This window comes from Nocardioides glacieisoli (genome assembly GCF_004137245.1).
In the GTDB taxonomy this organism is placed as follows: Bacteria; Actinomycetota; Actinomycetes; order Propionibacteriales; family Nocardioidaceae; genus Nocardioides; species Nocardioides glacieisoli.
On sequence record NZ_SDWS01000005.1, the window covers coordinates 268,977 to 293,605 of the forward strand.

The window sequence follows — 24,629 nt, forward strand, 5'->3', positions numbered from 1 at the left end:
CCCTAGTGCCGGGGAGCGAGGCAGGGTCGCCGGTAGGCTGCGCGCCGTGACTGAGCAGGCCAGAGCGATCGACGAGATGAACCCCGACGGTGTGCCGCGGAAGGTCCTCTTCGTCGCCGGCGCCGGCCGCAGCGGCACCAGCACGCTGGCCGGCATCGTGTCGAGGCTCGGCATGCACGTGCCGCTGCCCGAGGTCCCGCCGGACGACTCCAACCCGCGCGGCTTCAGCGAGCCGCAGTGGGTCGTCGACGTCCACGACGAGTGGCTCTCCGAGGCGCTGGTGCAGGTCAGCGACTCGCGCCCCCAGGCGTGGTTCGAGACAGGCAAGATCTGCAGCCGTGAGCCCGCGCGGATCCGGGTCAGCGAGTGGCTCGAGCCGCACTTCGGCGAGCACCCCGAGCTCGTCATCAAGGACCCGCGGCTGAGCTGGTTCCTCGGCCTGTGGCGCGTCGCCGCGATCCGTACGGGCGCGACCCCGGTCTTCGCCACGATGCTGCGCCCGCCGGCCGAGGTCGTCGGCTCCAAGCAGAAGTACTACGCCAACAAGCTCGGCTCCGCCCACCTCGCGGCCAGCTGGGTCAACATGCTGCTCCACACCGAGCGCGCCACCCGGCCCGCCCAGGGTGACGGCGGCCGCGTCTTCGTGCGCTACGAGGACCTGCTGACCGACTGGGTAAAGACCACGACGGCGCTCGGGCACGCGCTCGACCTCCAGACGATCATCCACACGCGCAGTGACCAGATCCGCGAGGTGCACCGCTTCATCGACCCGCACCTGCGCCGCGTCACCTCCACACTCGACGACCTCGCGCTCCCCAAGCGGCTGCACGAGCTCACCGCCGAGACGTGGGAGCAGCTCAACGACCTCGCCGACGAGGGCGGTGACAACGCCCGGGCGCACGCGACGTTCGACCAGCTGCGCGAGGCCTACGTCGAGCTCTACGAGGAGGCCGAGGCGATCAGCCGCTCGACCGCCGAGCACGCCCGCCTCCAGGCCCGCCGACGTGCGCTCGCCGAGGGACGCGCCGAGACCCGCACGCTGGCCGACCGGGTGCCCCACGACGTACGCGCCGCGATCCCGCCGTCCGTGCGCCGGGGCGTGCGCAAGGCGCTGGGACGCGAGCGGGACGAGCAGTGACCATCCCGATCGGATCGGGCCACGGCCTGACCAACCTCGAGGGCCACGAGGAGTTCGACATCGTCTGGCCGTGGAACCAGCCCGGCGGCCTGCGCCGCGGCGCCACCGCCGTGCTGCGGGTCAAGAACGAGGCGCCCGGCCTGCGCTTCGTCCTCCCTCCGCTGCTGCGGGCCTGCGACCACGTGCTGCTGGTCGACAACGGGTCCGACGACGGCACCGGCGAGGAGGCGCTCCGCGTCGCCGCCGAGCACGGCCTGTCGGACCGGTTCACCCTGAAGGAGTACCCCTTCCAGGTCGCCCGCGCCGGCGGGGAGCACCTCTCGGTCAACGAGCGCTCGGTCCACTCGCTCGCGTACTTCTACAACTGGTGCTTCTCCCACGTCCGCACCCGCTACTCGTGGAAGTGGGACGGCGACATGGTCCTCACCACCGAGGGCGAGGTGTCGATGGCCGACCTGTCGTGGCAGGTCGGGATGGCCGAGGCGGTCATCCGGTTCCCGCGCCACGGGCTCTACATCGAGTCCGACCGCAAGGCCTTCCTCGACCTCGGGCTGCGCAACATCGAGGAGTGGGGATTCCCGATGAGCCCCGACTACGTCTACACGAAGGCGCCGGAGTGGGAGATCCGCACGACGCCTGACCGGATCGAGCAGTTCGCCCTGCCGCAGGGCCTCTGCGTCGAGCTCAAGTGGCTCGACGGCGACGAGTTCGCCCACTGGACCAACCCCGAGTCGTTCGCGACCTCGATCCGCAACCGCCGCAAGCGCCGCGAGTGGCTCGTCTGGAACGCCCTCCACGACGGCGAGGTCCCCGAGGGCGTCGTCGAGATCGTCGCGCCCGAGGGAGAGCACGTGGTCGACCACGTCACCCACACCTGGCTGCCCCGCGCCCCCCGCCCGTTCGTGGTCGACGACCCCGACCACGCGCAGCTGCACCTGCGCGCCTGAGCCCGTCCGTACGACGCCGAGTGGCGTGCGTCACCCCTTCGGACCGTTCCCTCCGCGGAATCCGCGGGCGTAGGCTCGATGTTGATCGCAGTAGATCGGTACCCGCGAGGGACTGAAACGAAGAGGTCGACATGACGAAGTACTCCATTGGCGTGATCGGCGCAGGCCGCGTCGGCGCCGTCCTGGCTGCCGCGCTCCGCTCGGCCGGCCACGAGATCGTGGCCGCCGCCGGTGAGTCCGACGCCTCGCGTCGTCGCATCGGCGAGCTCCTCCCGGGCGTCGAGGTGGCCAAGCCCACCGACGTCGCCCGCCGCAGCGACCTCCTTCTGCTCACCGTCCCCGACGACATGCTGTCCAACGTCGTCACCATGCTCAGCGCCAGTGGCGCGATCCGCGAGGGCCAGGTCGTCGTGCACACCAGCGGCCGCCACGGCCTCGCCGTGCTCGACCCGGCCCACGAGGTCGGCGCCCGCACGATCGCGATGCACCCGGCGATGACCTTCACCGGCACCGAGGTCGACCTGCCGCGGCTCGAGGGCTGCGTCTTCGGCGTCACCGCCGACGCGGCCGACCGCGAGCTGACCGAGGGCCTCGTCGCCGACCTCGGCGGACGCCCGATGTGGGTCCCCGAGGACCGCCGCACGCTCTACCACGCCGGTCTCGCCCACGGCGCCAACCACCTCGTCACCCTCGTCGCCGAGGCGATGGAGATCCTGTCCGCCGCCGGTGCCGACGACCCGGCCGCCACCCTGCGCCCGCTGCTCACCGCCGCGCTCGACAACGCGCTCGACCAGGGCGACGCAGCCCTGACCGGCCCGATCGTCCGCGGTGACGTCGAGACGGTCCGCGCCCACGTCGCCGACCTGACCGCCAACGCGCCGCAGACGCTCCCGTCCTACCTCGCCATGGCGCACGCCACCCTCGACCGTGCCGTCACCGACGGCCGGCTGCTGCCGATCCGCGCGGCGAAGATGCTGCGCGTGCTCGACGCGGCCGAGGTCGACGCCCCGGTGGACCACCACACACGATGACCTCGAGCCCCGTCCTCGCGCACACCCGCGAGGAGCTCTCCGGCCTGCTCGCGGACGCCCGGCGCTCCGGTGAGAAGGTCGCGTTCGTCCCCACGATGGGCGCCCTCCACGACGGGCACGCCAGCCTGATGCGTACGGCCCGCGAGGCCACGACGGGTCCCCTCGTCGTCAGCATCTTCGTCAACCCGATGCAGTTCGCCCCGACCGAGGACCTCGACCGCTACCCCCGCACGCTCGACGCCGACCTCGAGGTCTGCGCGGCGGAGGGGGTCGACGTGGTGTTCGCCCCCAGCGTCGAGGAGATGTACCCCGGCGGCTTCAGCCACGACTCGGTCCACGAGGGCGTGACCGTCGCACCCGGCGCCCTCGCCACGATCCTCGACGGGGAGTCACGCCCGGGCCACTTCGACGGGGTGCTCACCGTCGTCGCCAAGCTCTTCGGGCTCGTCCGACCGGACGTCGCGGTCTTCGGCCAGAAGGACTACCAGCAGCTCACCCTGATCCGCCGGATGGTGCGCGACCTCTGCATGGGCATCGAGGTCGTCGGGGCGGAGACAGTCCGCGAGCCCGACGGGCTCGCCCTCTCGAGCCGCAACCGCTACCTCGACGCCGAGCAACGGCAGGCCGCCGTGGCCCTCAGCAGGGCGTTGCGGGCGGCGCAGGAGCGGGCACCGTACGGCGTACCTGCCGCGCGCTGGGCCGCGATGTCGGTCCTCAAGGACGAGCCGGGCCTCGAGCTCGACTACCTCGCGCTCACCTCGCCCGACCTCGGCGAGGCGCCGGAGACCGGCGAGGGCCGGGTCCTCGTGGCGGCCAGGGTCGGCACCACGCGACTGATCGACAACATGGCGATCGGCTTCGGTCGGATCGTCGCACCGGCGGGGACCGCGTCCGCGGCCTCGACCACCTCGGAAGGGAACACCTGATGCTGCGCACCATGATGACGTCCAAGATCCACCGGGCCACGGTCACCCAGGCCGACCTGCACTACGTCGGGTCGGTGACGGTCGACGAGGACCTGCTCGACGCCGCCGACCTGCTGGCCGGCGAGCTCGTGCACATCGTCGACGTCACCAACGGCGCCCGCCTCGAGACGTACACGATCGCCGGCGAGCGCGGCTCCGGGGTGATCGGCATCAACGGCGCCGCCGCCCGTCTGGTGCACCCGGGCGACACCGTGATCCTCATCGCCTACGGCCAGATGGAGACGGCGGAGGCCAGGGAGCACCGGCCGCACGTCGTCTTCGTCGACGCGGCCAACAAGGTGATGGCCACCGGCCACGACCCCGCCGAGACGTTCGGCGACCAGGCCCTCACGCGCGGCGACCTCATCGCTCGGTAGCCTCCAGCAATGACTGCACACCGGCCGGTCCCGGGTCGCCTCCGCGCACCCACGCCCGGCTGGACCACACGCGCCGACGTCGTGGTGGTCGGGTCCGGCATCGCCGGGCTCACCGCCGCGCTGCGGATCCACGCCGCCGCTCCCTCGCTGCACCTGCTCGTCGTCACCAAGGACGTGCTCGCCGCGGGCTCGACCCAGTGGGCCCAGGGCGGCATCGCGGCAGCCCTCGGCCCCGGCGACACCCCCGAGCAGCACGAGCGCGACACCCTCGTGGCGGGTGCGGGGGCCTGCGACGTCGAGGCCGTACGCATCCTGGTGACCGAGGGCCCCGACGCGGTCCGCGAGCTGATCGCCCTGGGCACCCAGTTCGACCACCACCCCGACGGCGAGCTTTCGCTGACCCGCGAAGGTGGCCACCACGGTGACCGCATCGCCCACGCCGGCGGCGACGCGACCGGCGCCGAGATCCAGCGAGCCCTCATCGCCGCGGTCGAGCGGGCGCCGGAGATCGAGGTCGTCCAGCACGCGCTGGCCGTCGACCTCCTCCTCTCGGCGGACGGCGGGATCGCCGGGCTGACCCTCCACGTCCTCGGCGAGGGCCAGCACGACGGTGTCGTTGCCGTGCACTGCCGGGCGGTCGTGCTCGCCTCCGGCGGGCTCGGCCAGGTCTTCAGCCAGTCGACGAACCCGAGCGTGTCCACGGGCGACGGGATGGCGGTCGCCCTCCGCGCCGGCGCCCGGCTCCGCGACCTCGAGTTCGTCCAGTTCCACCCGACGGTCATGTGGCTCGGCCCCGACTCGCAGGGACAGCAGCCGCTCATCTCCGAGGCCGTCCGCGGCGAGGGCGCCTTCCTCGTCGACTTCGAGGGCACCCGCTTCATGCAGGGCGAGCACGAGCTGGCCGACCTCGCTCCGCGCGACGTCGTCGCCAAGGCCATCACCCGCCGGATGATCGAGTCGGGCAAGCCGCACATGTGGCTCGACGCCCGCCACCTCGGGCAGGACTTCTGGGAGCGTCGCTTCCCGACGATCCTCGGCGTCTGCCGCGAGCACGGAGTCGACCCGGTCACCGAGCTGATCCCGGTCGCGCCCGCCCAGCACTACGCCTCGGGCGGCGTCGCCACCGACCTCGTCGGACGCACGTCCGTGCCCGGCCTCTACGCCACCGGCGAGGTCGCCTGCTCCGGCGTCCACGGCGCCAACCGGCTGGCGTCCAACTCGCTGCTCGAGGGCCTCGTGTTCTCCCGCCGGATCGCCGACGTGCTGCCCGGCGAGCTGCGGCCGTGGGCCGAACCGGCGGCCGACGACCGCCCCGAGGGCCTGGTCGACGGCGACCGCCGTCGCGCGATGCAGGACGTGATGACCACGCGTGTCGGGGTGCTGCGCCACGCGACCGGCCTCGCCGAGGCGATCGACTTCCTCGGCACCCTCGACCCCGGCGACCCTGACGTGGGCCCGCCGGCGTGGGAGACCAGCAACCTCCACACCATCAGCACCGCCCTCGCCGCCGCTGCGGCGATCCGCACCGAGACCCGCGGCTCGCACTGGCGCGAGGACTTCCCCGAGCGCGACGACGCGAAGGCCGGCCACATCGACTCGTGGGTCGAGGCCGACGGCAGCATCCGCGCCGAGTGGACGTACGCCCCCTCGACCGACCCGTCGACCCCTGAGGTGGTGGCATGACGAGCCTCGACGACGTACCCGTCGAGCTCCGCGACGAGCTCACCGCCGCCGGCCTCGACCTCGACCACGTCTGGGACACGATCGGGCGCGCGCTCACCGAGGACCTCCCCGAGGAGCCGCGCGAGGACCCGACCAGCTCGTCGACGGTCCCGCTCGACGCCCGCGGCGAGGCGGTCTTCGCCGCCCGCGAGGCCGGCGTGGTCGCCGGTCTCGGCGTCGCGGCCGTCACCTTCTTCATGCTCGGGGCCGATGCGACCGTCACCGACCGGCTGCCCGACGGCACCCGCGTCGCCAAGGGCGACGTCGTCATGCGGGTCTCGGGGCTGACCCAGCGGATGCTGGTGGCCGAGCGCACCGCCCTCAACCTCGCGTGCCACCTCTCCGGCATCGCGACCGCGACGTCGCGGTGGGTGGAGGCGCTCGAGGGCTCGCCCACCCGGGTCCTCGACACCCGCAAGACGCTGCCCGGCCTGCGCGCCCTGCAGAAGTACGCCGTGCGCTGCGGCGGCGGCGTCAACCACCGCACCAGCCTCCAGGACATGGCGATGGTGAAGGACAACCACGTCATCGCTGCCGGGGGCGTCGTTCCGGCGTTGGCGGCCATCCGTGGCGGTCACCCCGGTCTGCCCGTCGAGGTGGAGGTGACGACGCTCGACCAGCTCGACGACCTCCTGGCCCTGCCCGACCCGCCGGAGCGGATCCTGCTCGACAACATGACCGACGAGCTGATGACGGAGGCCGTACGACGTACGGCCGGGCGGGTGCCGCTCGAGGCCAGCGGTGGGATCACCCTCGAGCGCGCCGCACGCATCGGCGCCACCGGTGTCGACTTCGTCTCGGTCGGCGCCCTGACCCACTCGGTGGTGGTCTTCGACCTCGGCATGGACCTCACGGCATGAGCCTGCTCGCGGCCGACATCGGCAACAGCCACACCTTCGTCGGCCTGCTCGACGGCGACGAGGTCACCGCCCACTGGCGGGTCAACACCGACGAGCGCCGCACCGCCGACGAGTGGGGCGTGCTGCTGCGCGGCCTGCTCGCCGAGCGCGTCGGGGACGTCGACGGCATCACGGTCTGCGCGACCGTCCCGTCGGTGCTCCACGAGTGGCGCGAGATGCTCGATCGCCACTTCGGCGGCGTCACCGCGATCGTGGTCGAGCCCGGTGTGAGGACGGGCATCCCGGTGCTGATGGACAACCCGCGCGAGGTCGGCACCGACCGCATCGTCAACTCGCTCGCCGCCGCCACGCTGCACGGCGGCCCGGCGATCGTCGTCGACTTCGGCACCGCGACGACGTTCGACGTGGTGAACGCAAAGGGCCAGTACGTCGGCGGCGCCATCTCGCCCGGCATCGAGATCTCGCTCGAGGCGCTCGGCCGGCGTGGCGCCCAGCTGCGCAAGGTCGAGCTCGCCCGCCCGCGCTCGGTGATCGCGAAGAACACCGTCGAGGCACTGCAGAGCGGAATGATCTTCGGCGTCGCGGCGCAGGTCGAGGGCCTGGTGGCGCGGATGATCGCCGAGCTCGGCGAATCGACCGAGGACGTCACCGTCATTTCGACCGGGCACCTGGCTGCGCTTCTCGTCGACGATTGTTCGTGCTTCACGGTGCATTCGCCGTGGTTGACGCTTCAAGGTTTGCGGTTGGTGTTCGAGCGCAATTCCTGACGCGTGGCAATTGCGTTCGTTGAATGGTGGCGAAAGGGCGACGTCAGGGCCGGCTTGACCCCATTGTGCCTTTGCCAATCCAATTGAATTCCTGCCACACTGCATTCGACGCGTTTAGCCCCGAACGCTCACGAAGGAAAAGGAATTCGACATGGCACAGAAGGTCAACATCGTCCTGGTCGACGACCTCGACGGCACCGAGGCCACCGAGACGGTCACGTTCGGCCTCGACGGGACGTCCTACGAGATCGACCTCAACGACGCCAACGCGGCGGCCCTGCGCGAGGCGCTCAGCGGCTACGTGGGTCACGCCCGCAAGAGCTCCGGCGGGTCGCGCCGCCGCAAGTCGGCCGGTTCCGCGTCGTCGTCCAACACCAAGGACGTCCGCGAGTGGGCCAAGTCCCAGGGCATGGAGGTCTCCGAGCGCGGCCGCATCTCCGCCGACGTCCAGCAGGCCTACGACGCCGCCCACTGAGCGACGTACGCCCGGCCCCGCACCCTCTGAAGGGTGCGGGGCCGTTCGCTGTCAGCGGACGACCTCGATCCGTGGGCGGGAACACGTAGGCTGATCCCGGGCGTTGAGCCCAGTGTCCGCAACCCGGCGACTGCGCCGACCCGTGGACCACGCAGACGTAGAGGAGCGCACATGTTCGAGCGGTTCACCGACCGAGCCCGGCGAGTTGTCGTGCTGGCCCAGGAAGAGGCCCGCATGCTCTCCCACAACTACATCGGGACCGAGCACATCCTGCTCGGCCTCATCCACGAGGGCGAGGGCGTCGCCGCCAAGGCCCTCGAGTCCCTCGACATCTCCCTGGAGGCCGTGCGCGCCCAGGTCGAGGAGATCATCGGCCAGGGCCAGCAGGCGCCCTCCGGCCACATCCCGTTCACCCCGCGCGCCAAGAAGGTGCTCGAGCTCTCGCTGCGCGAGGCGCTCCAGCTCGGCCACTCCTACATCGGCACCGAGCACATCCTGCTCGGACTGATCCGCGAGGGCGAGGGCGTCGCGGCCCAGGTCCTGCAGAAGCTCGGCGCCGACCTCAACCGCGTGCGCCAGCAGGTCATCCAGCTCCTCAGCGGCTTCCAGGGCAAGGAGTCGGCCGCTGCCGGCGCCCAGACCTCCGGCTCCGGTGGCGAGGCTCCGTCGAGCTCGCTGGTCCTCGACCAGTTCGGCCAGAACCTCACCCAGGCCGCGCGCGAGGGCAAGCTCGACCCCGTCATCGGGCGCGAGCAGGAGATCGAGCGCGTGATGCAGATCCTGTCGCGCCGCACGAAGAACAACCCCGTCCTCATCGGCGAGCCCGGCGTCGGCAAGACCACGATCGTGGCCGGCCTCGCGCAGGACATCGTCAAGGGCAACGTGCCCGAGACGCTCAAGGACAAGCAGATCTACACGCTCGACCTCGGCGCCCTGGTCGCCGGCTCGCGCTACCGCGGTGACTTCGAGGAGCGCCTCAAGAAGGTGCTCAAGGAGATCCGCACCCGCGGTGACATCGTGCTGTTCATCGACGAGATCCACACCCTCGTCGGCGCCGGCGCGGCCGAGGGCGCGATCGACGCCGCCAGCATCCTGAAGCCGATGCTGGCCCGCGGCGAGCTGCAGACCATCGGTGCCACCACGCTCGACGAGTACCGCAAGTACCTCGAGAAGGACGCCGCGCTCGAGCGCCGCTTCCAGCCGATCCAGGTGCAGGAGCCCTCGATCGCGCACACCATCGAGATGCTCAAGGGCCTGCGCGACCGCTACGAGGCGCACCACCGCGTCACGATCACCGACGAGGCCCTGGTCTCGGCGGCGACGCTGGCCGACCGCTACATCTCCGACCGCTTCCTGCCGGACAAGGCCATCGACCTCATCGACGAGGCCGGTTCGCGACTGCGCATCCGCCGGATGACCGCACCGCCGGACCTGCGCGAGTACGACGAGAAGATCGGTGACGTGCGCCAGCGCAAGGAGGCGGCGATCGACGGGCAGGACTTCGAGGCCGCGGCCCGCCTGCGCGACGAGGAGAAGCAGCTCTCCGCCCGCCGCTCCGAGCGCGAGAAGCAGTGGCGCGCCGGTGACCTCGACGAGATCGCCGAGGTCGACGAGGAGCTGATCGCCGAGGTCCTGGCCGTCGCCACGGGCATTCCGATCGTCAAGCTCTCGGAGGAGGAGTCCACCCGTCTGCTCAAGATGGAGGACGAGCTCCACAAGCGCGTGATCGGCCAGGAGGAGGCCGTCAAGGCGCTCTCCCGCGCCATCCGACGCACGCGTGCGGGCCTCAAGGACCCGAAGCGCCCCGGCGGCTCGTTCATCTTCGCCGGCCCGTCCGGTGTCGGTAAGACGTGGCTGTCCAAGACGCTCGCCGAATTCCTCTTCGGTGACGAGGACGCGCTGATCCAGCTCGACATGAGCGAGTTCTCCGAGAAGCACACCGTGTCGCGCCTGTTCGGCTCGCCGCCCGGATACGTCGGTTACGAAGAGGGCGGTCAGCTCACCGAGAAGGTGCGCCGCAAGCCGTTCTCCGTCGTCCTCTTCGACGAGGTCGAAAAGGCCCACCCCGACATCTTCAACAGCCTGTTGCAGATTCTCGAGGAAGGCCGCCTGACGGATTCGCAGGGTCGCGTCGTCGACTTCAAGAACACCGTCATCATCATGACGACCAACCTCGGCTCGCGCGACATCGCCAAGAGCGTCAACCTCGGCTTCGGTGCCGTCGGCGCCGACCCGGCAGGCTCCTACGAGCGGATGAAGAGCAAGGTGTCGGAGGAGCTCAAGCAGCACTTCCGCCCCGAGTTCCTCAACCGTGTCGACGAGATCGTCGTGTTCCCGCCGCTGTCGCAGGAGCAGATCGTCTCGATGGTCGACAACATGATCGCTGCCGTCGAGCTGCGCATGAAGGACCGCGACATGTCGCTCGAGGTCACCACGCCCGCGAAGGCGCTGCTGGCCGAGCGTGGCTTCGACCCGGTGCTCGGCGCCCGGCCGCTGCGCCGCACGGTGCAGCGCGAGATCGAGGACGTCCTCGCCGAGAAGATGCTCTTCGGTGAGGTCGGCCCCGGCCAGATCGTCCTGGTGGACGTGGAGGGCGAGGGTCCGACGGCGACGTTCACCTTCAAGGGCCAGAAGAACTCCGAGGTCCCCGACATGCCGCCGTTCGAGACCGCCGACCTGGCGATCGAGCCGCAGCGTGACGACGAGGGCAACCTCGAGGGTCCGGACGACTCCGAGGGTCCGGTCGACATCCCGCGCGACCCGGCCTGACGTTCAGCCAGATCGCCTGATCACCCCGGGAGCGCCCAGCGCCCCGGGGTGATCTGCGTCAGGAGGCCGTCGTCGACGAGCCCGCCGAGGCAGCGCTCGCGCTGCTCGGTCCCGGGCCAGGCCGCCTCGACCTGCGCCTGGGTGACCACGTCGTGCTCGCGGGCGAGCGCCAAGATGCGCCCGCGGCACTGGCGGTCGGTGCCCGCCCAGGCCTGGCCGCGGCGGGGTGGGCCGTCGTACGCCGGGAAGCCGGCGCCGCGCCACGCGCACGACTCGGCGATCGGGCAGGCGCCGCAGTCCGGTCCGCGGGCCGTGCAGACGAGTGCGCCGAGCTCCATCGTCGCCACCGCCCAGGTCGCGGCGGTCGCGGGGTCGTCGGGCAGCACGTCGGTGGCGACGTCCCGCTCGGCCCGGGTCACCGCGGGCGCCGGGAACTCGACCCCGGAGACCGCTCGGGCGAGCACGCGCCGCACGTTGGTGTCGAGGACGACGTGGCGCTGGCCGAAGGCGAAGCTGGCGATGGCCGAGGCCGTGTAGTCGCCGACGCCGGGGAGCGCGAGCAGGTCGTCGTACGTCGTCGGCACCGCGCCGTCGTGGCGCTCGACGATCGCGACGGCAGCGGCGTGCAGCCGGAGCGCGCGGCGCGGGTACCCCAGCCGGCCCCACATCCGCACGGCCTCGCCCGTGGAGTCGCCGGCGAGGTCGGCCGGCTCCGGCCAGCGGTCGAGCCACGCCTCGTGCACGGGCAGGACGCGCGCGACGGGCGTCTGCTGGAGCATGAACTCGCTGACCATCACCGACCACGGCGTGGCCTGCGGGCCGCGCCACGGCAGCTCCCGCGCGTGGTCGTCGTACCAGTCGAGCACCGCCTCGTGGAGCGCAGCGGGGGAGGGAGTGTCCATCGCGGCGATCGTAGGTCAGCCGGTGCGCCTCCGCCGTGACGGGCTGCTCGCTACCTAACCTGACGACATGGCGTCGACCGTACGACCTCGCGGGCCGCTCCCGGCCCGGGTCTACTGGATCCGACGCGCCGTCGTGCTCGCCGTGCCGATCCTCCTCGTCGTCGTGCTGGCGCGCCTCCTCGGCGGCTCGTCGGACGCCAAGGAGACCGCAAGCGGTACGGCGACCCAGGCCGGGGCGAAGGTCGAGGCGAGCACCGTCCCGACGGTCGGCCCGACCGCCGGCGAGAAGGTGCGCACCGGCAAGGGCAAGAAGGGCAAGAAGGGCAACAAGGGCACGACGGATGTCCCGGTGGAGACGACTCCGCCCGCGCCCGTGCTGCCCGAGCCCACCGGGCCGTGCGCCGACTCCGACATCGTCGCCACCCCCGTCATCACGTCTGCCCCGGGCGGCTCGGACGTGGCGATCACGATCAACCTGCGGACGAAGTTCGCCGAGGCGTGCACGTGGCAGGCGTCGCCGGAGACGATGACGGTGACCATCACCTCGGGCGAGGACTACATCTGGAGCACCCGCGAGTGCCCGGTCGGGATCCCGCCGCAGGACGTCGTCATCCGCCAGGCCGTCGACGCGCCCGTGGTGGTGACCTGGTCGGCGAAGCGCTCCGACGAGACCTGCTCCGACCGCACCCAGTTCGCCCTCCCCGGCTTCTACCACGTCGAGGCGGCCGCGCTCGGTGGCGACGGCACCGACGTCCAGTTCGAGCTCGTACCTCCCCAGCCCGGAGTGATCACCAAGACCGCCGAGCCGGAGCAGCAGGGCGCGGGCAAGAAGAACGGCGAGACCGCCCACACCCCCGGCGAGGACGGCACGGGGAACTCCGCCGGCTGAGCGCTATATGTAGCGCTCGGTGATGCTCGACTCGGCGAGGCGGGACAGTCCCTCGCGCACGCTGCGGGCGCGGAGCTCGCCGACGCCCTCGACGGCCTGGAGGTCGTCGATGCCGGCGGACAGCAGCTGCTGGAGACCGCCGAAGTGGTCGACCAGGCGGTCGACGACGGCGGCGGGGAGGCGCGGGACCTTGGCCAGCAGGCGGTAGCCGCGCGGTGCGACGGCAGCGTCGAGGTGCTCCGGGCCGCCGAGGCCGATGACCCGCGCCACGGCGGCGGGGTCGACCAGGTCGGTGGGGGAGAGGCCCTCGAGCTCGGCGAGGTGCAGCTCGGGGCTGGTGGACCGGCGCTTGCCGGCCGGCAGGTAGTCGCGCACCACGAGCTCGCGCTCCGCGTCGACGCCGGTGACGAGCTCCTCGAGCTGGAGGGACAGCAGCCGGCCGTCGGTGCCGAGCTCGAGCACGTAGTCCTCGATCTCGCGCGCGATCCGGATGACCATCTCGAGCCGCTGGGCCACCACCGCGACGTCGCGCACGGTGACGAGGTCCTCGATCTCGAGGGCCGACAAGGTCGCGGACACCTCGTCGAGGCGCATCTTGTAGCGCTCGAGCGTCGCCAACGCCTGGTTGGCGCGGGACAGGATCTTGCCGGAGTCCTCCAGCACGTGGCGGATGTCGCCGACGTAGGCCGCGATGATCTGCATCGACTGGCTGACCGAGATCACCGGGTGGCCGGTCTGCTTCGCGACCCGCTCGGCCGTACGGTGCCGGGTGCCGGTCTCCTCCGAGGGGATCGTGTGGTCGGGCATCAGGTGGACCGCGGCGCGGTGGATGCGGGTGATGTCCTTGTCGACGACGATCGCGCCGTCCATCTTCGCCAGCTCGCGCAGGCCGGTGGCGGTGAAGGGGACGTCGAGGGTGAACCCGCCGGTCGAGATTGACTCGACGGTCTTGTCCAGGCCCAGCACGATCAGGGCGCCGGTGCGGCCGCGCAGGATCCGCTCGAGGCCGTCGCGCAGCGCCGTACCGGGTGCGATCGAGGCCAGGGTCGCGCGCAGGCGCAGCTGCTCGTCGATGCGCTCGGCCACGGGTCCTCCACTGTGTGTGCTGGCCCGCCCCCGGGCACCCCGCTGAAGTGTAGGGCGCGAGAGGCCGATCGAGCGTTCCGTCACAAAGCCGTGACCTTCTGAGTGCTTGGGGCGGTGGCTGGCCTAGAGCGGAGGCGTCAGCTCCAGGGTGAGCAGGGCGCCGAAGACGTCGTCCACCTCGACCACCGTGAGGCCGTCGACCACGCGCCGGCTCGGGATGCCGCGCTCGCTCTCGAGCGGACGTCCACGCGGGACGACGGCGACCTTGAAGCCCTGCCGGGCGGCTTCCGCGATGCGCTGCGGGAGGTCGCGGACGCGGCGCAGCTCCCCGGCCAGGCCGATCTCGCCGATCGCCACCGCGCCACGCGGCGCGGGCACCCCGAGGTGGGAGCTGGCGACGGCAACCGCGATCGCCAGGTCGGCGGCCGGGTCGTGGAGCTTGGCGCCGCCGACGGTCGCGACGAACGTGTCGGCGCCGGCGATGCGCAGCCGGGCGTGGCGGGTGAGCACGGCGAGCACCATGTCGACGCGGGACGACTCGACCCCCGAGACCGTACGTCGTGGGCGCTCGAGCGGCGACGGAGTGAGGAGCGCCTGCACCTCGGCCAGCAACGGCCGCCGACCTTCCATCGTCACTGCCACGCACGTGCCGGAGACGTCCTGCGTGTGGTGCTCGACGAAGAGGCCGGTCGGGTCGGTCACTGCAGCGATGCCCTCCGACGACAGGTCGAAGCAGCCGACCTCGTCGACCGGGCCGTAGCGGTTCTTCATCGCGCGGACCATCCGGAAGCGGGAGTTGCGGTCGCCCTCGAAGTGGAGCACGACGTCGACGAGGTGCTCGAGCACGCGCGGGCCGGCGATCGAGCCGTCCTTGGTCACGTGGCCGACCATCACGGTGGTGATGTTGCGGGTCTTCGCCACCCGGATCAGGGCGGCCGCGACCTCCTTCACCTGGGTGACGCCGCCGGGCACGCCCTCGATGCCGGAGGCACCGATGGTCTGCACCGAGTCGACCACCAGCAGCGTGGGCCGGACCTCCTCGATGTGGGTCAGCACCGCACCGAGGTCGGTCTCCGCGGCGAGGAACAGCTCGTCCTGGACGCCGCCGGTGCGTTCGGCGCGGATCCGCACCTGGGCGGCCGACTCCTCGCCGGTGACGTAGAGGGTGCGCTGGCGGGTGCGGGCGGTCTGCGCCGCGACCTCCAGCAGCAGCGTGCTCTTGCCGACGCCGGGCTCGCCGGCTAGCAGGATCGCGGCACCGGGCACGAGACCGCCGCCGAGCACGCGGTCGAGCTCGGGCACGCCGCTGGAGCGCGCGACCGACTCGGTGATCGCGACCTGGCCGATCGGCACGGCCGGCGTCGAGACCGGCCCGGCCGCGGCGCGGAGCGTCGGCGCGCCCGCCTCGGCGACCGAGCCCCAGGCCTGGCACTCGCCACAGCGACCGACCCACTTGACGGTCTCCCAGCCGCACTCGGAGCAGCGGTAGGAGGGGCGGGCGCGAGCCTTCGTCGACATGGCCCTCACGGTAGGTGAGCGCACCGACAGCGACGGCGTACGCCGCGCGCAGCGGCACGGCGCGGACCACGGTCCGGTACGGACCACCTCTCCACAGGAGAGGCACGCCGCCTGTGGAGCACGGCCGGATCCTGTGGAGGAGAGGGGTGAGATCTGGGGATGGGCGACCACGATCGGTGGAGGGGGAAACCCGTTCGTGCAACCCCTTGCGCGGGTCGTCCCGGACGCCGTAGAACTCTCCCTACGCAGCCCCGCAAGGGGCGGCGGGACGACTCGGAGACGAGGGTCCATCCGGCAGGGAGGCTTCGGCCGAGCTGCCGCCGCGACTGGGTGACGCAGGAGCGGGGACTCGCGGGGAAGAGGCGTCGATCGGAGGTCGTCACACGATCCGGTCAACCGAAGGGCCCTTGCGACTCATACTCGCAAGGGCCCTTCACCATTTCCCGGTGCCCCCCAGGCTTATGCTGCGTTGAGTTGGATCGATCAAGGGGGTGTCATGGCGCGCAGTGACCACCGGTCCGGCAGCCAGCTGCCGGCCACTCCGACGACCCTTGCCGACGTCGCGGAGCGCGCGGGCGTCTCGCGGCAGACCGTCTCCAACGCGGTCAACAACCCCGACCTGCTGCGCCCCGACACCCTCGAGCGCGTGCGGCAGACGATCGCCGAGCTCGGCTACTCGCCCAACCGCGCGGCCCGCAACCTCCGCACCCGCACGTCCTCGCTGATCGGGCTGCGCTTCACCCCGGCCCAGGAGGGCACGGCCAACGCGACGATGGACCGCTTCGTCCACTCGCTGGTCGAGGCGAGTGACGAGGCGGGCTACCACGTCCTGCTCTTCCCGGCCGACGACGAGGACCCGGTGGGTGGCTACGACAACCTGCTCCGCTCGACCGCGGTCGACGCCTTCGTCGTCACCGACACCTATCTCGGCAACCCGCAGGCCACCTGGCTCAGCCAGCAGCGGGCTCCCTTCGTCGCGTTCGGTCGGCCGTGGGACGACGACGTCGCCCGCCACGTGTGGGTCGACGTCGACGGCGCTGCCGGGACCCGCCTCGCGACGCAGCACCTCATCGACCGCGGCCACACCCGCATCGCGTGGATCGGGTGGCGCAAGGACTCGCCCATCGGCGAGGACCGCCGTGCGGGCTGGCTCTCGACGATGCACGCCAACGGCCTGCCGACCACGGGGCTGGCCTCACGCGTCGAGGACGTCGTGCACAGCGGCGCCGAGGCGGCGGCCGTGCTCCTCGACGAGTCCGAGCCGACCGCCTTCGTCTGCGCGTCCGACACCCTCGCCATGGGCGTGCTCCACACCCTCTGGATCCGCCAGCTCGCCCCCGGTCGCGACATCGCAGTGGTCGGCTTCGACGACTCGCAGGTGGCGCAGGTCTTCCCGGTGGGCCTGACGTCCGTACGCCAACCGCTCGAGGACGTCGCGGTCGAGATCGTCCGGACCCTGCGCGCGCTGCTCGCGCACCAGCCGGTCGAGGCGCGCGGCGTGCTGCTCGAGCCGTCGCTGGTGATCCGCGAGTCGAGCTAGCCCTTCGTGTGGGCGTGCCGCCCCTTCTTGCCGAGCTCGGCGCAGCGACTAGAAGTGGCGCCACCAGAGGTTGACGGCGTAGTCGACCTCGGTGCCGGTGTGCTCGGCGAGCGCTGCCTCGGCGACCGCGGGCGGCAGCTCGATGCGGACCACGGCCTCGAGCGCCTCGCGTGACGTGAACGACCAGCCCATGTCGATCTCCCGCCGGCTCCAGCCGTGGCTCGACCAGAACTGCTCCACCGCCGCGGCGTCGACCTCGGGGTAGCCGCGGCCGAACCAGCGGCCGAAGGTGGACCTCGTCGGGTCGTTGTCGATCACGAACGCCGTGCCGCCGCGGCGTACGACGCGGTCGAGCTCGCGCAGCCCCGGCTCGGACCCGGGGCCGAAGAAGTAGGCCCACCGCGCGTGGACCACGTCCACCGACGCGTCACGCACCGGCAGCGACTCGGCCATGCCCTTGACCACGGTGACGTTCTTCAGCCGCTTCGTACGCCGTCTCGCGAGCGACACGAGCGGTGGGTGCGGCTCGGCCCCGATCACCTGCGCCGCCGACTCGGCCCACTGCGGCAGGTGGAACCCGGTGCCGCAGCCGACGTCGAGCATCGTGCGGCCCGACCAGTCGCCGAGCTCCTGCATCGCGGCGACGATGCGGCCGTGCGGGTCGGCGGCCCGGTTCTCGACCTCGTAGACCTCGGGCGTGTGCCAGATGTTGGGGGAGGGGCGCGGCTTCACGCTCAGATGCGCACGAGGCCGTTCGGCGTCTGCAGCTGGACCGCGACGATGCCGGGGGTGCCGTTGGGGGCGACCCACTCGACCTTGATGTCCTCGAGCGGGGCCTCGACGGTCTCCCCGAGCCACTCGCTCACGCGCTGCGGGTCGCCGGCGATCTCCAGGCAGGCCAGCGAGAAGTCGCCCGTGGCGCCGTGGCTGGGGTGCAGGTCGGAGGGCGACTGCCAGTGGATGAAGTAGGGGAGCTGCGGGTCGTTGAGCAGGCCGTTGACGCCGACCTGCTGCCAGAGCAGCTCGGTGCCGTCGGGGCGGTGGCGGTTGCCCTTGACGGCCTCACGGCCCAGGCGCTCCTCGACGGGGGTGATGTCGTCGACGGAGACGACCCAGCCCATCCAGCCGCCGCCGAGGGCGGAGCGGGCGCGTACGGCCTGGCCGAAGGGGGCCTTGTCGCTGGCGGGGTGGTCGAGCACCTCGACGATCTCGAGGTAGATGTCGCCGGCCAGCGGCAGGATCATGTTGCGGGTACCGAAGCGTGGGTGCACGCCTCCGGTGGTGAAGTCCGTGCCGAGCAGCCCCCCGATGCGCTGGGCGGTGCTGGCAAGTCCATCAGGTCCGGCGGCGAAGCTGACGTGGTCCAGGCGCATACGAAGATTCTCAACATGCGGTCGGTGGCCCTTGACACCGGGGTCCGAATATCTCGACGTCAAGCCATTCGGCGCCGTGGAATCCGTGGTGCCGACGCCAGCCCGGTCAGCGGGGGTCGGCCGGATGCAGGGCGAGCGCGGATCGGGAGCGCACGTGCGCCTCGCAGTGGCGCACCAGCTCGACGTACGCCTCGCGTCCCATCAGCTCCACCAGCTCGGCCTCGTGGGTGACGAAGACGGGCTCGAGCGCGACGTGCGCCTCGGTGTTGCCGGAGCAGTACCAGTCGAGGTCGTGGCCGCCCGGGCCCCACCCGCGGCGGTCGTACTCGCCGATCGAGACCTCGGTGTACGACGTGCCGTCCTGCCGCTCGACGGGGCGGTACTGCCGGCGGATCGGCAGCTGCCAGCAGACGTCGGGCTTGGTCTCGAGCGGGTTGCGACCCTGGCGCAGCGCGAGGCCGTGCAGTGCGCAGCCGGCCCCGACGTGGCCGGAGTCGTTGGTGAAGTCGGTGCGGTTGTGGAACACGCACGCCTGCTGGCCGTCGACCTCGACGGCCAGGGTCTTGCGCTCGCCGTCGTCGTCGGTCTCGATCCAGTCCGACTTCCTGGCCTTGCGGCCCGGGTGCAGCTGCCAGTCGTCCGGAGTGAGCTGGTCGACGAAGCCGGCGACCCGCTTCTCGTCGTCCTTGTCGGCGAAGTGGGCGCCGAGCGTGCAGCAGCCGACGTCGGGCGCATCGGCGTAGATGCCCTGGCAGCCCTGGCCGAAGATGCACATGTAGGCGGACGTCAGCCAGGTGAGGTCGCAGCGGAACACCTGGTCCCCGTCGGCCGGGTCGACGAACTCGACGTACGCGCGGGGAAAGACCAGGTCGACTTCGGGCACTCGCCGAGCCTAGTAGTTTGGGTGTCATGCGCCTGGGCGTCCTCGACATCGGCTCCAACACCGGCCACCTGCTGGTGGTCGATGCGCACGGCGGAGCCGCTCCGCTGCCGGCGTCCTCGCACAAGCAGCCGCTGCGGCTCGCCGAGCACCTCGACGAGGACGGAGCCGTCACCAAGAAGGGCATCACGGCCCTCACCGACTTCTGCGCCTCCGCGACCGAGATCGCCGAGGACAAGGGCTGCGAGGAGATGCTCGGCTTCGCGACCTCTGCGGTCCGCGACGCCGTCAACTCCCACGACGTCCTCGCGCACGTCGAGAAGCACAGCGGGGTGAGGCTGGAGGTGCTCTCCGGCGAGGACGAGGCGCGCCTCACGTTCCTGGCCGTACGCCGCTGGTTCGGCTGGTCGGCCGGCCGGCTCGCGGTCTTCGACATCGGCGGCGGTTCGCTGGAGATCGCCGGTGGCACCGACGAGAACCCCGACGTGGCCTGGTCGCTGCCGCTGGGCGCGGCGCGGCTGGCGAGGGCGTGGTTCGGCGGCGAACGACCGTCGGACGACGACATCCGCGACCTGCGCAAGCAGATCCGCGCCGAGATCGCCCGCGACGCCGGGCACCTGCTGCGCCCCGGCGTCCCCGACCGCGCGGCCGCCACGTCGAAGACGTTCCGCTCCCTCGCCCGCATCTGCGGCGCCGCACCCAGTGGCGACGGCCCGCTCGTGCCGCGGGTGCTGGAGCTGTCGACCCTCTCTGAGTGGATCCCCAAGCTGATGGACATGTCGCCCGAGGAGCTCGCCGACCTGCCGGGCGTGTCCCCGAGCCGGACCCACCAGATCGTGCCGGGTGCGCTCGTCGCCGAGGCCTGCATGGACATCTTCGACCTCTCCGAGCTGGAGATCTGCCCGTGGGCGTTGCGCGAGGGCGTCATCCTCGAGCGCCTCGACCAGATCTCGGTCGTGACGAGGTCGCGCTGATCCCATGAGCGTCGACAACGGGCCGCTCATCGGCCTCTCCACCGCCTCGGTCTACCCCGAGTCGACGGCGCACGCCTTCGGGTGGGCGGCGTCGCTGGGCTACGACGCGGTCGAGGTGATGGTCGGCATCGACGCGCTGAGCCAGCAGGTCGACGCGGTCAAGAAGCTCAGCGACCACCACCAGGTGCCGATCTGCGCGGTCCACGCACCGTGCCTGCTCTTCACGCAGCGGGTCTGGGGCACCGACCCGTGGGGCAAGCTCGAGAGGTCGGCGGAGATGGCCGAGGCGGTCGGCGCCGACGTCGTCGTCGTACATCCTCCGTTCCGGTGGCAGAAGGACTACGCCGCCGGTTTCGTCGAGGGCATCGCGTCGCTGGAGGCACGCACCGGCATCGCCTTCGCGGTCGAGAACATGTATCCGTGGCGCGCCTCGTCGCGCCGCGGCATGGAGATGTACCTGCCCGGCTGGGACCCCAGCGATGAGCCGTACGCCAACACGACCATCGACCTGTCGCACGCCGCGATCGCGAAGAGCGACGTCGTCGAGATGGCCGAGCGGATGGGCGACTCGCTGCGCCACATCCACCTGACCGACGGGTCCGGCTCGGCCAAGGACGAGCACCTGGTGCCGGGGCGCGGCGTGATGCAGGCCGAGGAGTTCCTGCAGCACCTCACGCGCACCGGCTTCGCCGGCCACGTCGTGCTCGAGATCAACACCCGGCGCTGCGCCAACCGCGAGGAGCGCGAGGCCGACCTCGCCGAGTCGCTGGAGTTCGCGCGGGCGCACCTCGGCGTCACGACCCCATGACGGTCTCCCGGGGGCGCCGTCCCGGCGCTCCCGACACCCGCGCCGAGGTGCTGGCCGCTGCCCGCACATCCTTTGCGGAGAAGGGCTTCCGCGGCACGACCATCCGCGCCATCGCCTCCGCCGCCGGCGTCGACCCCGCCCTCGTGCACCACTACTTCGGCACGAAGGACGACCTCTTCGTCGCCGCGCTGCAGATCCCGGTCGACCCGCGCGAGGTCCTCGCGCCGGTCGTGGCCGCCGGGCCGGACGGCGCCGGCGAGCGCCTGCTGCGGACCTTGCTCTCGGTCTGGGACGACCCCGAGCTCCAGCCCGGTCTGGTCGCGCTCGCCCGGTCGCTGGTCTCGGACGACAGCGCGAGCCTGGTGCGCGACGGCTTCATCCCGGTCGTGGTCGGACCGGTGCTCGCGAGCCTGGTCCCCGACCGTCCCGAGGTGCGGGTCCCGCTCGTCGCCAGCCAGATCATCGGCCTGATCGTCACCCGCTACGTCGTCGCCCTCCCGCCGCTCGCGCTCATGCCGAGCGAGGACGTGGTCGCCCGCGTGGGCCCCACGCTCCAGCGCTACCTGACCGGCGACCTGCCCTAGGTCGTCGTACGACCGTCCGTCCGAGCGGTGATCCAGCCACATTCGGTGCTGGCGGAACGTGGCTGTGCCACCGCTGACCGGCGCGCCTCCTGGAAACACGCCCATGGGCGGTGGTCCAGCCACCTTCGGCGGCCAGGAAATGTGGCTGGACCACCGCGCGACGGGGTTGACGCACCCTCGACCCCGGAGCACAATTCAACGCATGATGAAAAACGTCGTGGAGGTCCGCGACCTCGTCGTCGTACGCGGTTCGCGGGAGGTGCTGCCCGGTATCTCGCTGGACGTCCAGGCCGGGGTCACCGGGTTGCTGGGGCCGAGCGGGTGCGGCAAGACCACGCTGATGCGCTGCCTGGTCGGCGCCCAGCAGGTGAGGTCGGGCACCGTCGAGGTGCTGGGGGAGCCGGCAGGCAGCGCGCCGCTGCGCACGCGGGTCGGCTACGTCACCCAGGCCGCGAGCGTGTACGACGACCTCACGGTGGCGGAGAACCTGAGGTTCTTCGCCCGCGTGCTCGGCGTGGACCCCGCATCGGTCGACGAGGCGATCGGGTCGGTCGACCTCTCGAGCTACCGCGACCAGGTGGTCTCGCGACTCTCCGGTGGGCAGCGCAGCCGCGTCAGCCTCGCCGTCGCACTGCTAGGCCAGCCCGACCTGCTGGTGCTCGACGAGCCGACCGTCGGGCTCGACCCGGTGCTGCGCCGCGACCTGTGGCAGCTCTTCCACCGGATCGCCGACGCCGGCGCGGCCGTCCTCGTGTCCAGCCACGTCATGGACGAGGCCGAGCGGTGCCACCGGCTGCTGCTCATGCGGGAGGGCCAGATCATCGCCGACGGGCCGCCCGACGAGATCCGCGAGCGCACCGGGGCCGCCGACATCGAGCAGGCCTTCCTCCACCTCGTCGAGGCGACGTCGTGAGCGCCCGGATCACCCTCGCCGTCGCCGGCCGAGTGCTGACGCAGGTCCGTCGCGACCATCGCACCCTGGCGATGCTGCTGGTCGTCCCGTGCGTCCTGATCAGCCTGCTGTGGTGGATGTTCGACGACCTCCCGGGCGACCTGTTCGACCGCTTCGGACCCGGCCTGCTGGCGATGTTCCCCTTCATCGTGATGTTCCTCGTCACCAGCGTGACCACCCTGCGCGAGCGCGGCAGCGGCACCCTCGAGCGGCTGCTGACGATGCCGATGGGCCGGCTCGACTTCCTCCTCGGGTACGCCCTCGCCTTCGGCCTGCTCGCCGCCGTGCAGGCGGCGCTCGCCGTCGGCGTGAGTGTCGGGCTGCTCGGCCTCGACGTCAACGGCCCGGTCTGGCTGCTCGGCGTCGTCGCGGTCGTCGACGCCGTCCTCGGCACGGCGCTCGGCCTGCTGGTCAGCGCGTTCGCGACGACGGAGTTCCAGGCGGTGCAGTTCATGCCGGCCTTCGTGCTCCCGCAGATCCTGCTGTGCGGGCTCTTCGTGCCGCGCGACGCGATGCCGGGCGTGCTGGAGGCGATCAGCAACGTCCTGCCGCTGTCGTACGCCGTCGACGCGATGCAGGAGCTCGTCGGGAGCGCCGACCAGGCCGAGGTCTGGCGCGACGTCCTGGTCGTGGCGGTCTTCGCGCTGGCGGCCCTGGGGCTGGGCGCCGCGACCCTCAGGCGACGGACTCCGTAGCCCGGTCGGCCCGCGAGAACAGCCACGCCGCGAACGCGAAGAGGACGGCGTACATCCCGGTCAGCATGACGACGTCGACCAGCGATGCGCTGGCGCGGTCGGTCGCGACGACGACCACCGACCAGGCTCCCGCCAGCAGCGTGGCGACAGCGGCGGCGGCAAGGGCGAGGGCCATCCCGGCGGGGCGGAACCGCACGACGAGGGCGCCGAGCAGGGCGACTGCGGGGCCGAGCAGGTAGACCGCGTCGCGGTCTCCGTCGCCGACGATCCCGAGCGCGCCGATCCCGAACAGCAGGAGGAGCACGGTGCCGATCGAGACACCCAGGGCAAGGAGGTAGCGGGAGGTCGAGGTCATGGATCCGACGCTAGGCGCGGACAGCAGCGGGAGGGGTGGAGGAGGTGTGAAGGTCTGGTGCAGATCGGCGTAGCCTTCTGGTCATGTCGTTGCTCCGCCAGCCGATCCTCCTCCTCGCCCGCAGCCAGGGCGTCAAGAAGCTCGTCTCGACGATGCCCGTCTCCAGCGGCATCGTCACCGGCTACGTCCCGGGCGAGCAGACCGCCGACGCCGTCCGTGCGACGCAGGAGCTGGTCGACGACGGGCTCCGGGTGACCCTCGACTACCTCGGCGAGGACACCACCGACGCCGCCCAGGCCGACGCCACGGTCGCTGCCTACAAGGAGGTCCTCGCCGACCTCTCAGCCAAGGGACTCTCGTCGCAGGCGGAGGTCTCGGTGAAGCTCAGCGCGATCGGCCAGTTCCTCCCCGACAGCGGCCACAAGGTCGCCCTCGAGAACGCCCGCGACATCTGCCGCGCAGCCCGCAACGCCGGCACCACGGTCACCCTCGACATGGAGGACCACACCACCACCGACTCGACGCTCTCGATCCTGCGCGAGCTGCGCAAGGACTTCCCGGAGACCGGCGCCGTCCTCCAGGCGATGCTGCACCGCACCGAGGCCGACTGCCGTGCACTGGCCTACGAGGGCTCGCGGGTGCGGCTGTGCAAGGGCGCCTACATGGAGCCGGAGGAGGTCGCCTTCCAGGAGAAGGTCGAGATCGACAAGTCCTACGTCCGCTGCCTCAAGGTGCTGCTCGCCGGCCAGGGCTACCCGATGATCGCCACGCACGACCCCCGGATGGTCCAGATCGCCTCGTCGCTGGCCAGCCGGTTCGGTCGCCGCGCGGGGACCTACGAGTTCCAGATGCTCTACGGCATCCGGCCCGAGGAGCAGAAGCGCCTGGCCGCCGCCGGCGAGACGATGCGCGTCTACATCCCCTACGGCACCGAGTGGTACGGCTACCTGATGCGCCGCCTCGCCGAGAAGCCCCAGAACCTCGCGTTCTTCCTGCGGTCACTCGTCTCGAAGAAGTGAGCC

At 71.7% G+C, this 24,629-nt stretch carries 25 protein-coding genes; 18 read left to right on the plus strand and 7 right to left on the minus strand.

Annotated features, from left to right (window positions below; all coding sequences use genetic code 11):
* Nucleotides 1–46: 46 nt before the first annotated feature.
* The 10 genes from EUA06_RS12910 (at nt 47) to EUA06_RS12955 (ending at nt 11,051) form a co-directional block, all read left to right on the plus strand.
* On the plus strand, nt 47–1,138 hold the full coding sequence (locus tag EUA06_RS12910) for a sulfotransferase family protein (RefSeq protein WP_242498132.1): 1,092 nt from the start codon (nt 47–49) through the stop codon (nt 1,136–1,138).
* Nucleotides 1,135–2,085: a glycosyltransferase family 2 protein gene (locus EUA06_RS12915; RefSeq protein ID WP_129476274.1), complete on the plus strand. Its 951-nt coding sequence runs from the start codon at nt 1,135–1,137 to the stop codon at nt 2,083–2,085. Before EUA06_RS12910 ends, EUA06_RS12915 begins: the two co-directional genes overlap by 4 nt.
* Nucleotides 2,086–2,216: 131 nt before the next feature.
* Entirely contained in the window at nt 2,217–3,116 is a 900-nt protein-coding gene (locus tag EUA06_RS12920; protein WP_129476276.1) for a Rossmann-like and DUF2520 domain-containing protein, read from the plus strand.
* Nucleotides 3,113–4,042 (plus strand): pantoate--beta-alanine ligase, encoded by a 930-nt coding sequence (panC, locus tag EUA06_RS12925; protein ID WP_129476279.1) that lies wholly within the window; start codon nt 3,113–3,115, stop codon nt 4,040–4,042. Before EUA06_RS12920 ends, panC begins: the two co-directional genes overlap by 4 nt.
* Entirely contained in the window at nt 4,042–4,458 is a 417-nt protein-coding gene (panD, locus tag EUA06_RS12930; protein ID WP_129476282.1) for an aspartate 1-decarboxylase, read from the plus strand. Before panC ends, panD begins: the two co-directional genes overlap by 1 nt.
* Before the next feature lie 9 nt (nt 4,459–4,467).
* The gene (locus EUA06_RS12935) at nt 4,468–6,141 is read left to right on the plus strand and encodes an L-aspartate oxidase (RefSeq protein WP_129476284.1); all 1,674 of its coding nucleotides are present in this window, start codon (nt 4,468–4,470) and stop codon (nt 6,139–6,141) included.
* A complete protein-coding gene (gene nadC / locus EUA06_RS12940) occupies nt 6,138–7,040 on the plus strand; it encodes a carboxylating nicotinate-nucleotide diphosphorylase (protein WP_129476287.1) in 903 nt (300 codons plus the stop codon). Before EUA06_RS12935 ends, nadC begins: the two co-directional genes overlap by 4 nt.
* Nucleotides 7,037–7,807 (plus strand): type III pantothenate kinase, encoded by a 771-nt coding sequence (locus EUA06_RS12945; protein ID WP_129476290.1) that lies wholly within the window; start codon nt 7,037–7,039, stop codon nt 7,805–7,807. Before nadC ends, EUA06_RS12945 begins: the two co-directional genes overlap by 4 nt.
* Nucleotides 7,808–7,958: 151 nt before the next feature.
* Nucleotides 7,959–8,282: a histone-like nucleoid-structuring protein Lsr2 gene (locus tag EUA06_RS12950; protein WP_129476292.1), complete on the plus strand. Its 324-nt coding sequence runs from the start codon at nt 7,959–7,961 to the stop codon at nt 8,280–8,282.
* A gap of 171 nt (nt 8,283–8,453) precedes the next feature.
* On the plus strand, nt 8,454–11,051 hold the full coding sequence (locus tag EUA06_RS12955) for an ATP-dependent Clp protease ATP-binding subunit (RefSeq protein WP_129476295.1): 2,598 nt from the start codon (nt 8,454–8,456) through the stop codon (nt 11,049–11,051).
* 20 nt (nt 11,052–11,071) lie between these two features.
* On the opposite strand, the gene EUA06_RS12960 is transcribed toward EUA06_RS12955, so the two are convergent.
* Nucleotides 11,072–11,953 (minus strand): HhH-GPD family protein, encoded by an 882-nt coding sequence (locus EUA06_RS12960; RefSeq protein WP_129476299.1) that lies wholly within the window; start codon nt 11,951–11,953, stop codon nt 11,072–11,074.
* Nucleotides 11,954–12,020: 67 nt separating this feature from the next.
* Here EUA06_RS12960 and EUA06_RS22475 point away from each other — a divergent pair, with 67 nt between their 5' ends.
* The gene (locus tag EUA06_RS22475) at nt 12,021–12,842 is read left to right on the plus strand and encodes a hypothetical protein (protein WP_165354382.1); all 822 of its coding nucleotides are present in this window, start codon (nt 12,021–12,023) and stop codon (nt 12,840–12,842) included.
* Nucleotides 12,843–12,845: 3 nt separating this feature from the next.
* On the opposite strand, the gene disA is transcribed toward EUA06_RS22475, so the two are convergent.
* Both disA and radA read right to left on the minus strand, forming a co-directional pair.
* On the minus strand, nt 12,846–13,928 hold the full coding sequence (gene disA / locus EUA06_RS12970) for a DNA integrity scanning diadenylate cyclase DisA (protein ID WP_129476301.1): 1,083 nt from the start codon (nt 13,926–13,928) through the stop codon (nt 12,846–12,848).
* Nucleotides 13,929–14,051: 123 nt separating this feature from the next.
* Nucleotides 14,052–15,446, minus strand: coding sequence for a DNA repair protein RadA (gene radA / locus EUA06_RS12975; protein WP_129476304.1), 1,395 nt, complete (start codon nt 15,444–15,446; stop codon nt 14,052–14,054).
* 496 nt (nt 15,447–15,942) lie between these two features.
* Here radA and EUA06_RS12980 point away from each other — a divergent pair, with 496 nt between their 5' ends.
* Nucleotides 15,943–16,986, plus strand: a complete 1,044-nt coding sequence (locus EUA06_RS12980) for a LacI family DNA-binding transcriptional regulator (RefSeq protein ID WP_129476307.1) — start codon at nt 15,943–15,945, stop codon at nt 16,984–16,986.
* Between the two features lie 48 nt (nt 16,987–17,034).
* On the opposite strand, the gene EUA06_RS12985 is transcribed toward EUA06_RS12980, so the two are convergent.
* The 3 genes from EUA06_RS12985 to EUA06_RS12995 form a co-directional block, all read right to left on the minus strand.
* Nucleotides 17,035–17,718, minus strand: coding sequence for a class I SAM-dependent methyltransferase (locus EUA06_RS12985; protein WP_242498133.1), 684 nt, complete (start codon nt 17,716–17,718; stop codon nt 17,035–17,037).
* A 2-nt stretch (nt 17,719–17,720) separates the two neighbouring features.
* Nucleotides 17,721–18,359, minus strand: a complete 639-nt coding sequence (locus EUA06_RS12990) for a VOC family protein (protein WP_129476309.1) — start codon at nt 18,357–18,359, stop codon at nt 17,721–17,723.
* Between the two features lie 106 nt (nt 18,360–18,465).
* On the minus strand, nt 18,466–19,242 hold the full coding sequence (locus EUA06_RS12995; RefSeq protein WP_129476311.1) for a DUF3109 family protein: 777 nt from the start codon (nt 19,240–19,242) through the stop codon (nt 18,466–18,468).
* A 26-nt stretch (nt 19,243–19,268) separates the two neighbouring features.
* Here EUA06_RS12995 and EUA06_RS13000 point away from each other — a divergent pair, with 26 nt between their 5' ends.
* From EUA06_RS13000 to EUA06_RS13020, 5 genes are all read left to right on the plus strand, one after another.
* A complete protein-coding gene (locus tag EUA06_RS13000; protein WP_129476314.1) occupies nt 19,269–20,213 on the plus strand; it encodes a Ppx/GppA family phosphatase in 945 nt (314 codons plus the stop codon).
* Nucleotides 20,214–20,217: 4 nt separating this feature from the next.
* Nucleotides 20,218–21,021, plus strand: a complete 804-nt coding sequence (locus EUA06_RS13005) for a sugar phosphate isomerase/epimerase family protein (protein WP_129476317.1) — start codon at nt 20,218–20,220, stop codon at nt 21,019–21,021.
* Nucleotides 21,018–21,605 carry a TetR/AcrR family transcriptional regulator gene (locus tag EUA06_RS13010; protein ID WP_129476320.1) on the plus strand — a complete coding sequence of 196 codons (588 nt, stop codon included), beginning with the start codon at nt 21,018–21,020 and terminating at the stop codon, nt 21,603–21,605. The genes EUA06_RS13005 and EUA06_RS13010 overlap by 4 nt, the downstream gene beginning before the upstream one ends.
* A 202-nt stretch (nt 21,606–21,807) precedes the next feature.
* Nucleotides 21,808–22,518, plus strand: a complete 711-nt coding sequence (locus EUA06_RS13015) for an ABC transporter ATP-binding protein (RefSeq protein WP_129476323.1) — start codon at nt 21,808–21,810, stop codon at nt 22,516–22,518.
* On the plus strand, nt 22,515–23,252 hold the full coding sequence (locus EUA06_RS13020; RefSeq protein WP_129476326.1) for an ABC transporter permease: 738 nt from the start codon (nt 22,515–22,517) through the stop codon (nt 23,250–23,252). Before EUA06_RS13015 ends, EUA06_RS13020 begins: the two co-directional genes overlap by 4 nt.
* On the opposite strand, the gene EUA06_RS13025 is transcribed toward EUA06_RS13020, so the two are convergent.
* Nucleotides 23,233–23,607 carry a hypothetical protein gene (locus EUA06_RS13025; protein ID WP_129476328.1) on the minus strand — a complete coding sequence of 125 codons (375 nt, stop codon included), beginning with the start codon at nt 23,605–23,607 and terminating at the stop codon, nt 23,233–23,235. The genes EUA06_RS13020 and EUA06_RS13025 overlap by 20 nt on opposite strands.
* An 83-nt stretch (nt 23,608–23,690) precedes the next feature.
* On the opposite strand from EUA06_RS13025, the gene EUA06_RS13030 reads away from it, so the two are divergent.
* On the plus strand, nt 23,691–24,626 hold the full coding sequence (locus tag EUA06_RS13030; RefSeq protein WP_242498134.1) for a proline dehydrogenase family protein: 936 nt from the start codon (nt 23,691–23,693) through the stop codon (nt 24,624–24,626).
* Nucleotides 24,627–24,629: the final 3 nt, after the last annotated feature.

Excerpts from the sequence above, each read along its gene's own strand:
- EUA06_RS13030 (WP_242498134.1), top strand. The coding sequence starts at position 23,691 with ATGTCGTTGCTCCGCCAGCCGATCCTCCTCCTCGCCCGCAGCCAGGGC.
- EUA06_RS12945 (WP_129476290.1), top strand. The coding sequence starts at position 7,037 with ATGAGCCTGCTCGCGGCCGACATCGGCAACAGCCACACCTTCGTCGGC.
- panC (WP_129476279.1), top strand. The coding sequence starts at position 3,113 with ATGACCTCGAGCCCCGTCCTCGCGCACACCCGCGAGGAGCTCTCCGGC.
- EUA06_RS13015 (WP_129476323.1), top strand. The coding sequence starts at position 21,808 with ATGATGAAAAACGTCGTGGAGGTCCGCGACCTCGTCGTCGTACGCGGT.
- panD (WP_129476282.1), top strand. The coding sequence starts at position 4,042 with ATGCTGCGCACCATGATGACGTCCAAGATCCACCGGGCCACGGTCACC.
- EUA06_RS13010 (WP_129476320.1), top strand. The coding sequence starts at position 21,018 with ATGACGGTCTCCCGGGGGCGCCGTCCCGGCGCTCCCGACACCCGCGCC.
- EUA06_RS12935 (WP_129476284.1), top strand. The coding sequence starts at position 4,468 with ATGACTGCACACCGGCCGGTCCCGGGTCGCCTCCGCGCACCCACGCCC.
- EUA06_RS12990 (WP_129476309.1), bottom strand. The coding sequence starts at position 18,359 with ATGCGCCTGGACCACGTCAGCTTCGCCGCCGGACCTGATGGACTTGCC.
- EUA06_RS12955 (WP_129476295.1), top strand. The coding sequence starts at position 8,454 with ATGTTCGAGCGGTTCACCGACCGAGCCCGGCGAGTTGTCGTGCTGGCC.
- EUA06_RS22475 (WP_165354382.1), top strand. The coding sequence starts at position 12,021 with ATGGCGTCGACCGTACGACCTCGCGGGCCGCTCCCGGCCCGGGTCTAC.
- nadC (WP_129476287.1), top strand. The coding sequence starts at position 6,138 with ATGACGAGCCTCGACGACGTACCCGTCGAGCTCCGCGACGAGCTCACC.
- EUA06_RS13025 (WP_129476328.1), bottom strand. The coding sequence starts at position 23,607 with ATGACCTCGACCTCCCGCTACCTCCTTGCCCTGGGTGTCTCGATCGGC.
- EUA06_RS12980 (WP_129476307.1), top strand. The coding sequence starts at position 15,943 with ATGGCGCGCAGTGACCACCGGTCCGGCAGCCAGCTGCCGGCCACTCCG.
- EUA06_RS12950 (WP_129476292.1), top strand. The coding sequence starts at position 7,959 with ATGGCACAGAAGGTCAACATCGTCCTGGTCGACGACCTCGACGGCACC.
- radA (WP_129476304.1), bottom strand. The coding sequence starts at position 15,446 with ATGTCGACGAAGGCTCGCGCCCGCCCCTCCTACCGCTGCTCCGAGTGC.
- EUA06_RS13000 (WP_129476314.1), top strand. The coding sequence starts at position 19,269 with ATGCGCCTGGGCGTCCTCGACATCGGCTCCAACACCGGCCACCTGCTG.
- EUA06_RS12920 (WP_129476276.1), top strand. The coding sequence starts at position 2,217 with ATGACGAAGTACTCCATTGGCGTGATCGGCGCAGGCCGCGTCGGCGCC.
- EUA06_RS12960 (WP_129476299.1), bottom strand. The coding sequence starts at position 11,953 with ATGGACACTCCCTCCCCCGCTGCGCTCCACGAGGCGGTGCTCGACTGG.
- EUA06_RS13005 (WP_129476317.1), top strand. The coding sequence starts at position 20,218 with ATGAGCGTCGACAACGGGCCGCTCATCGGCCTCTCCACCGCCTCGGTC.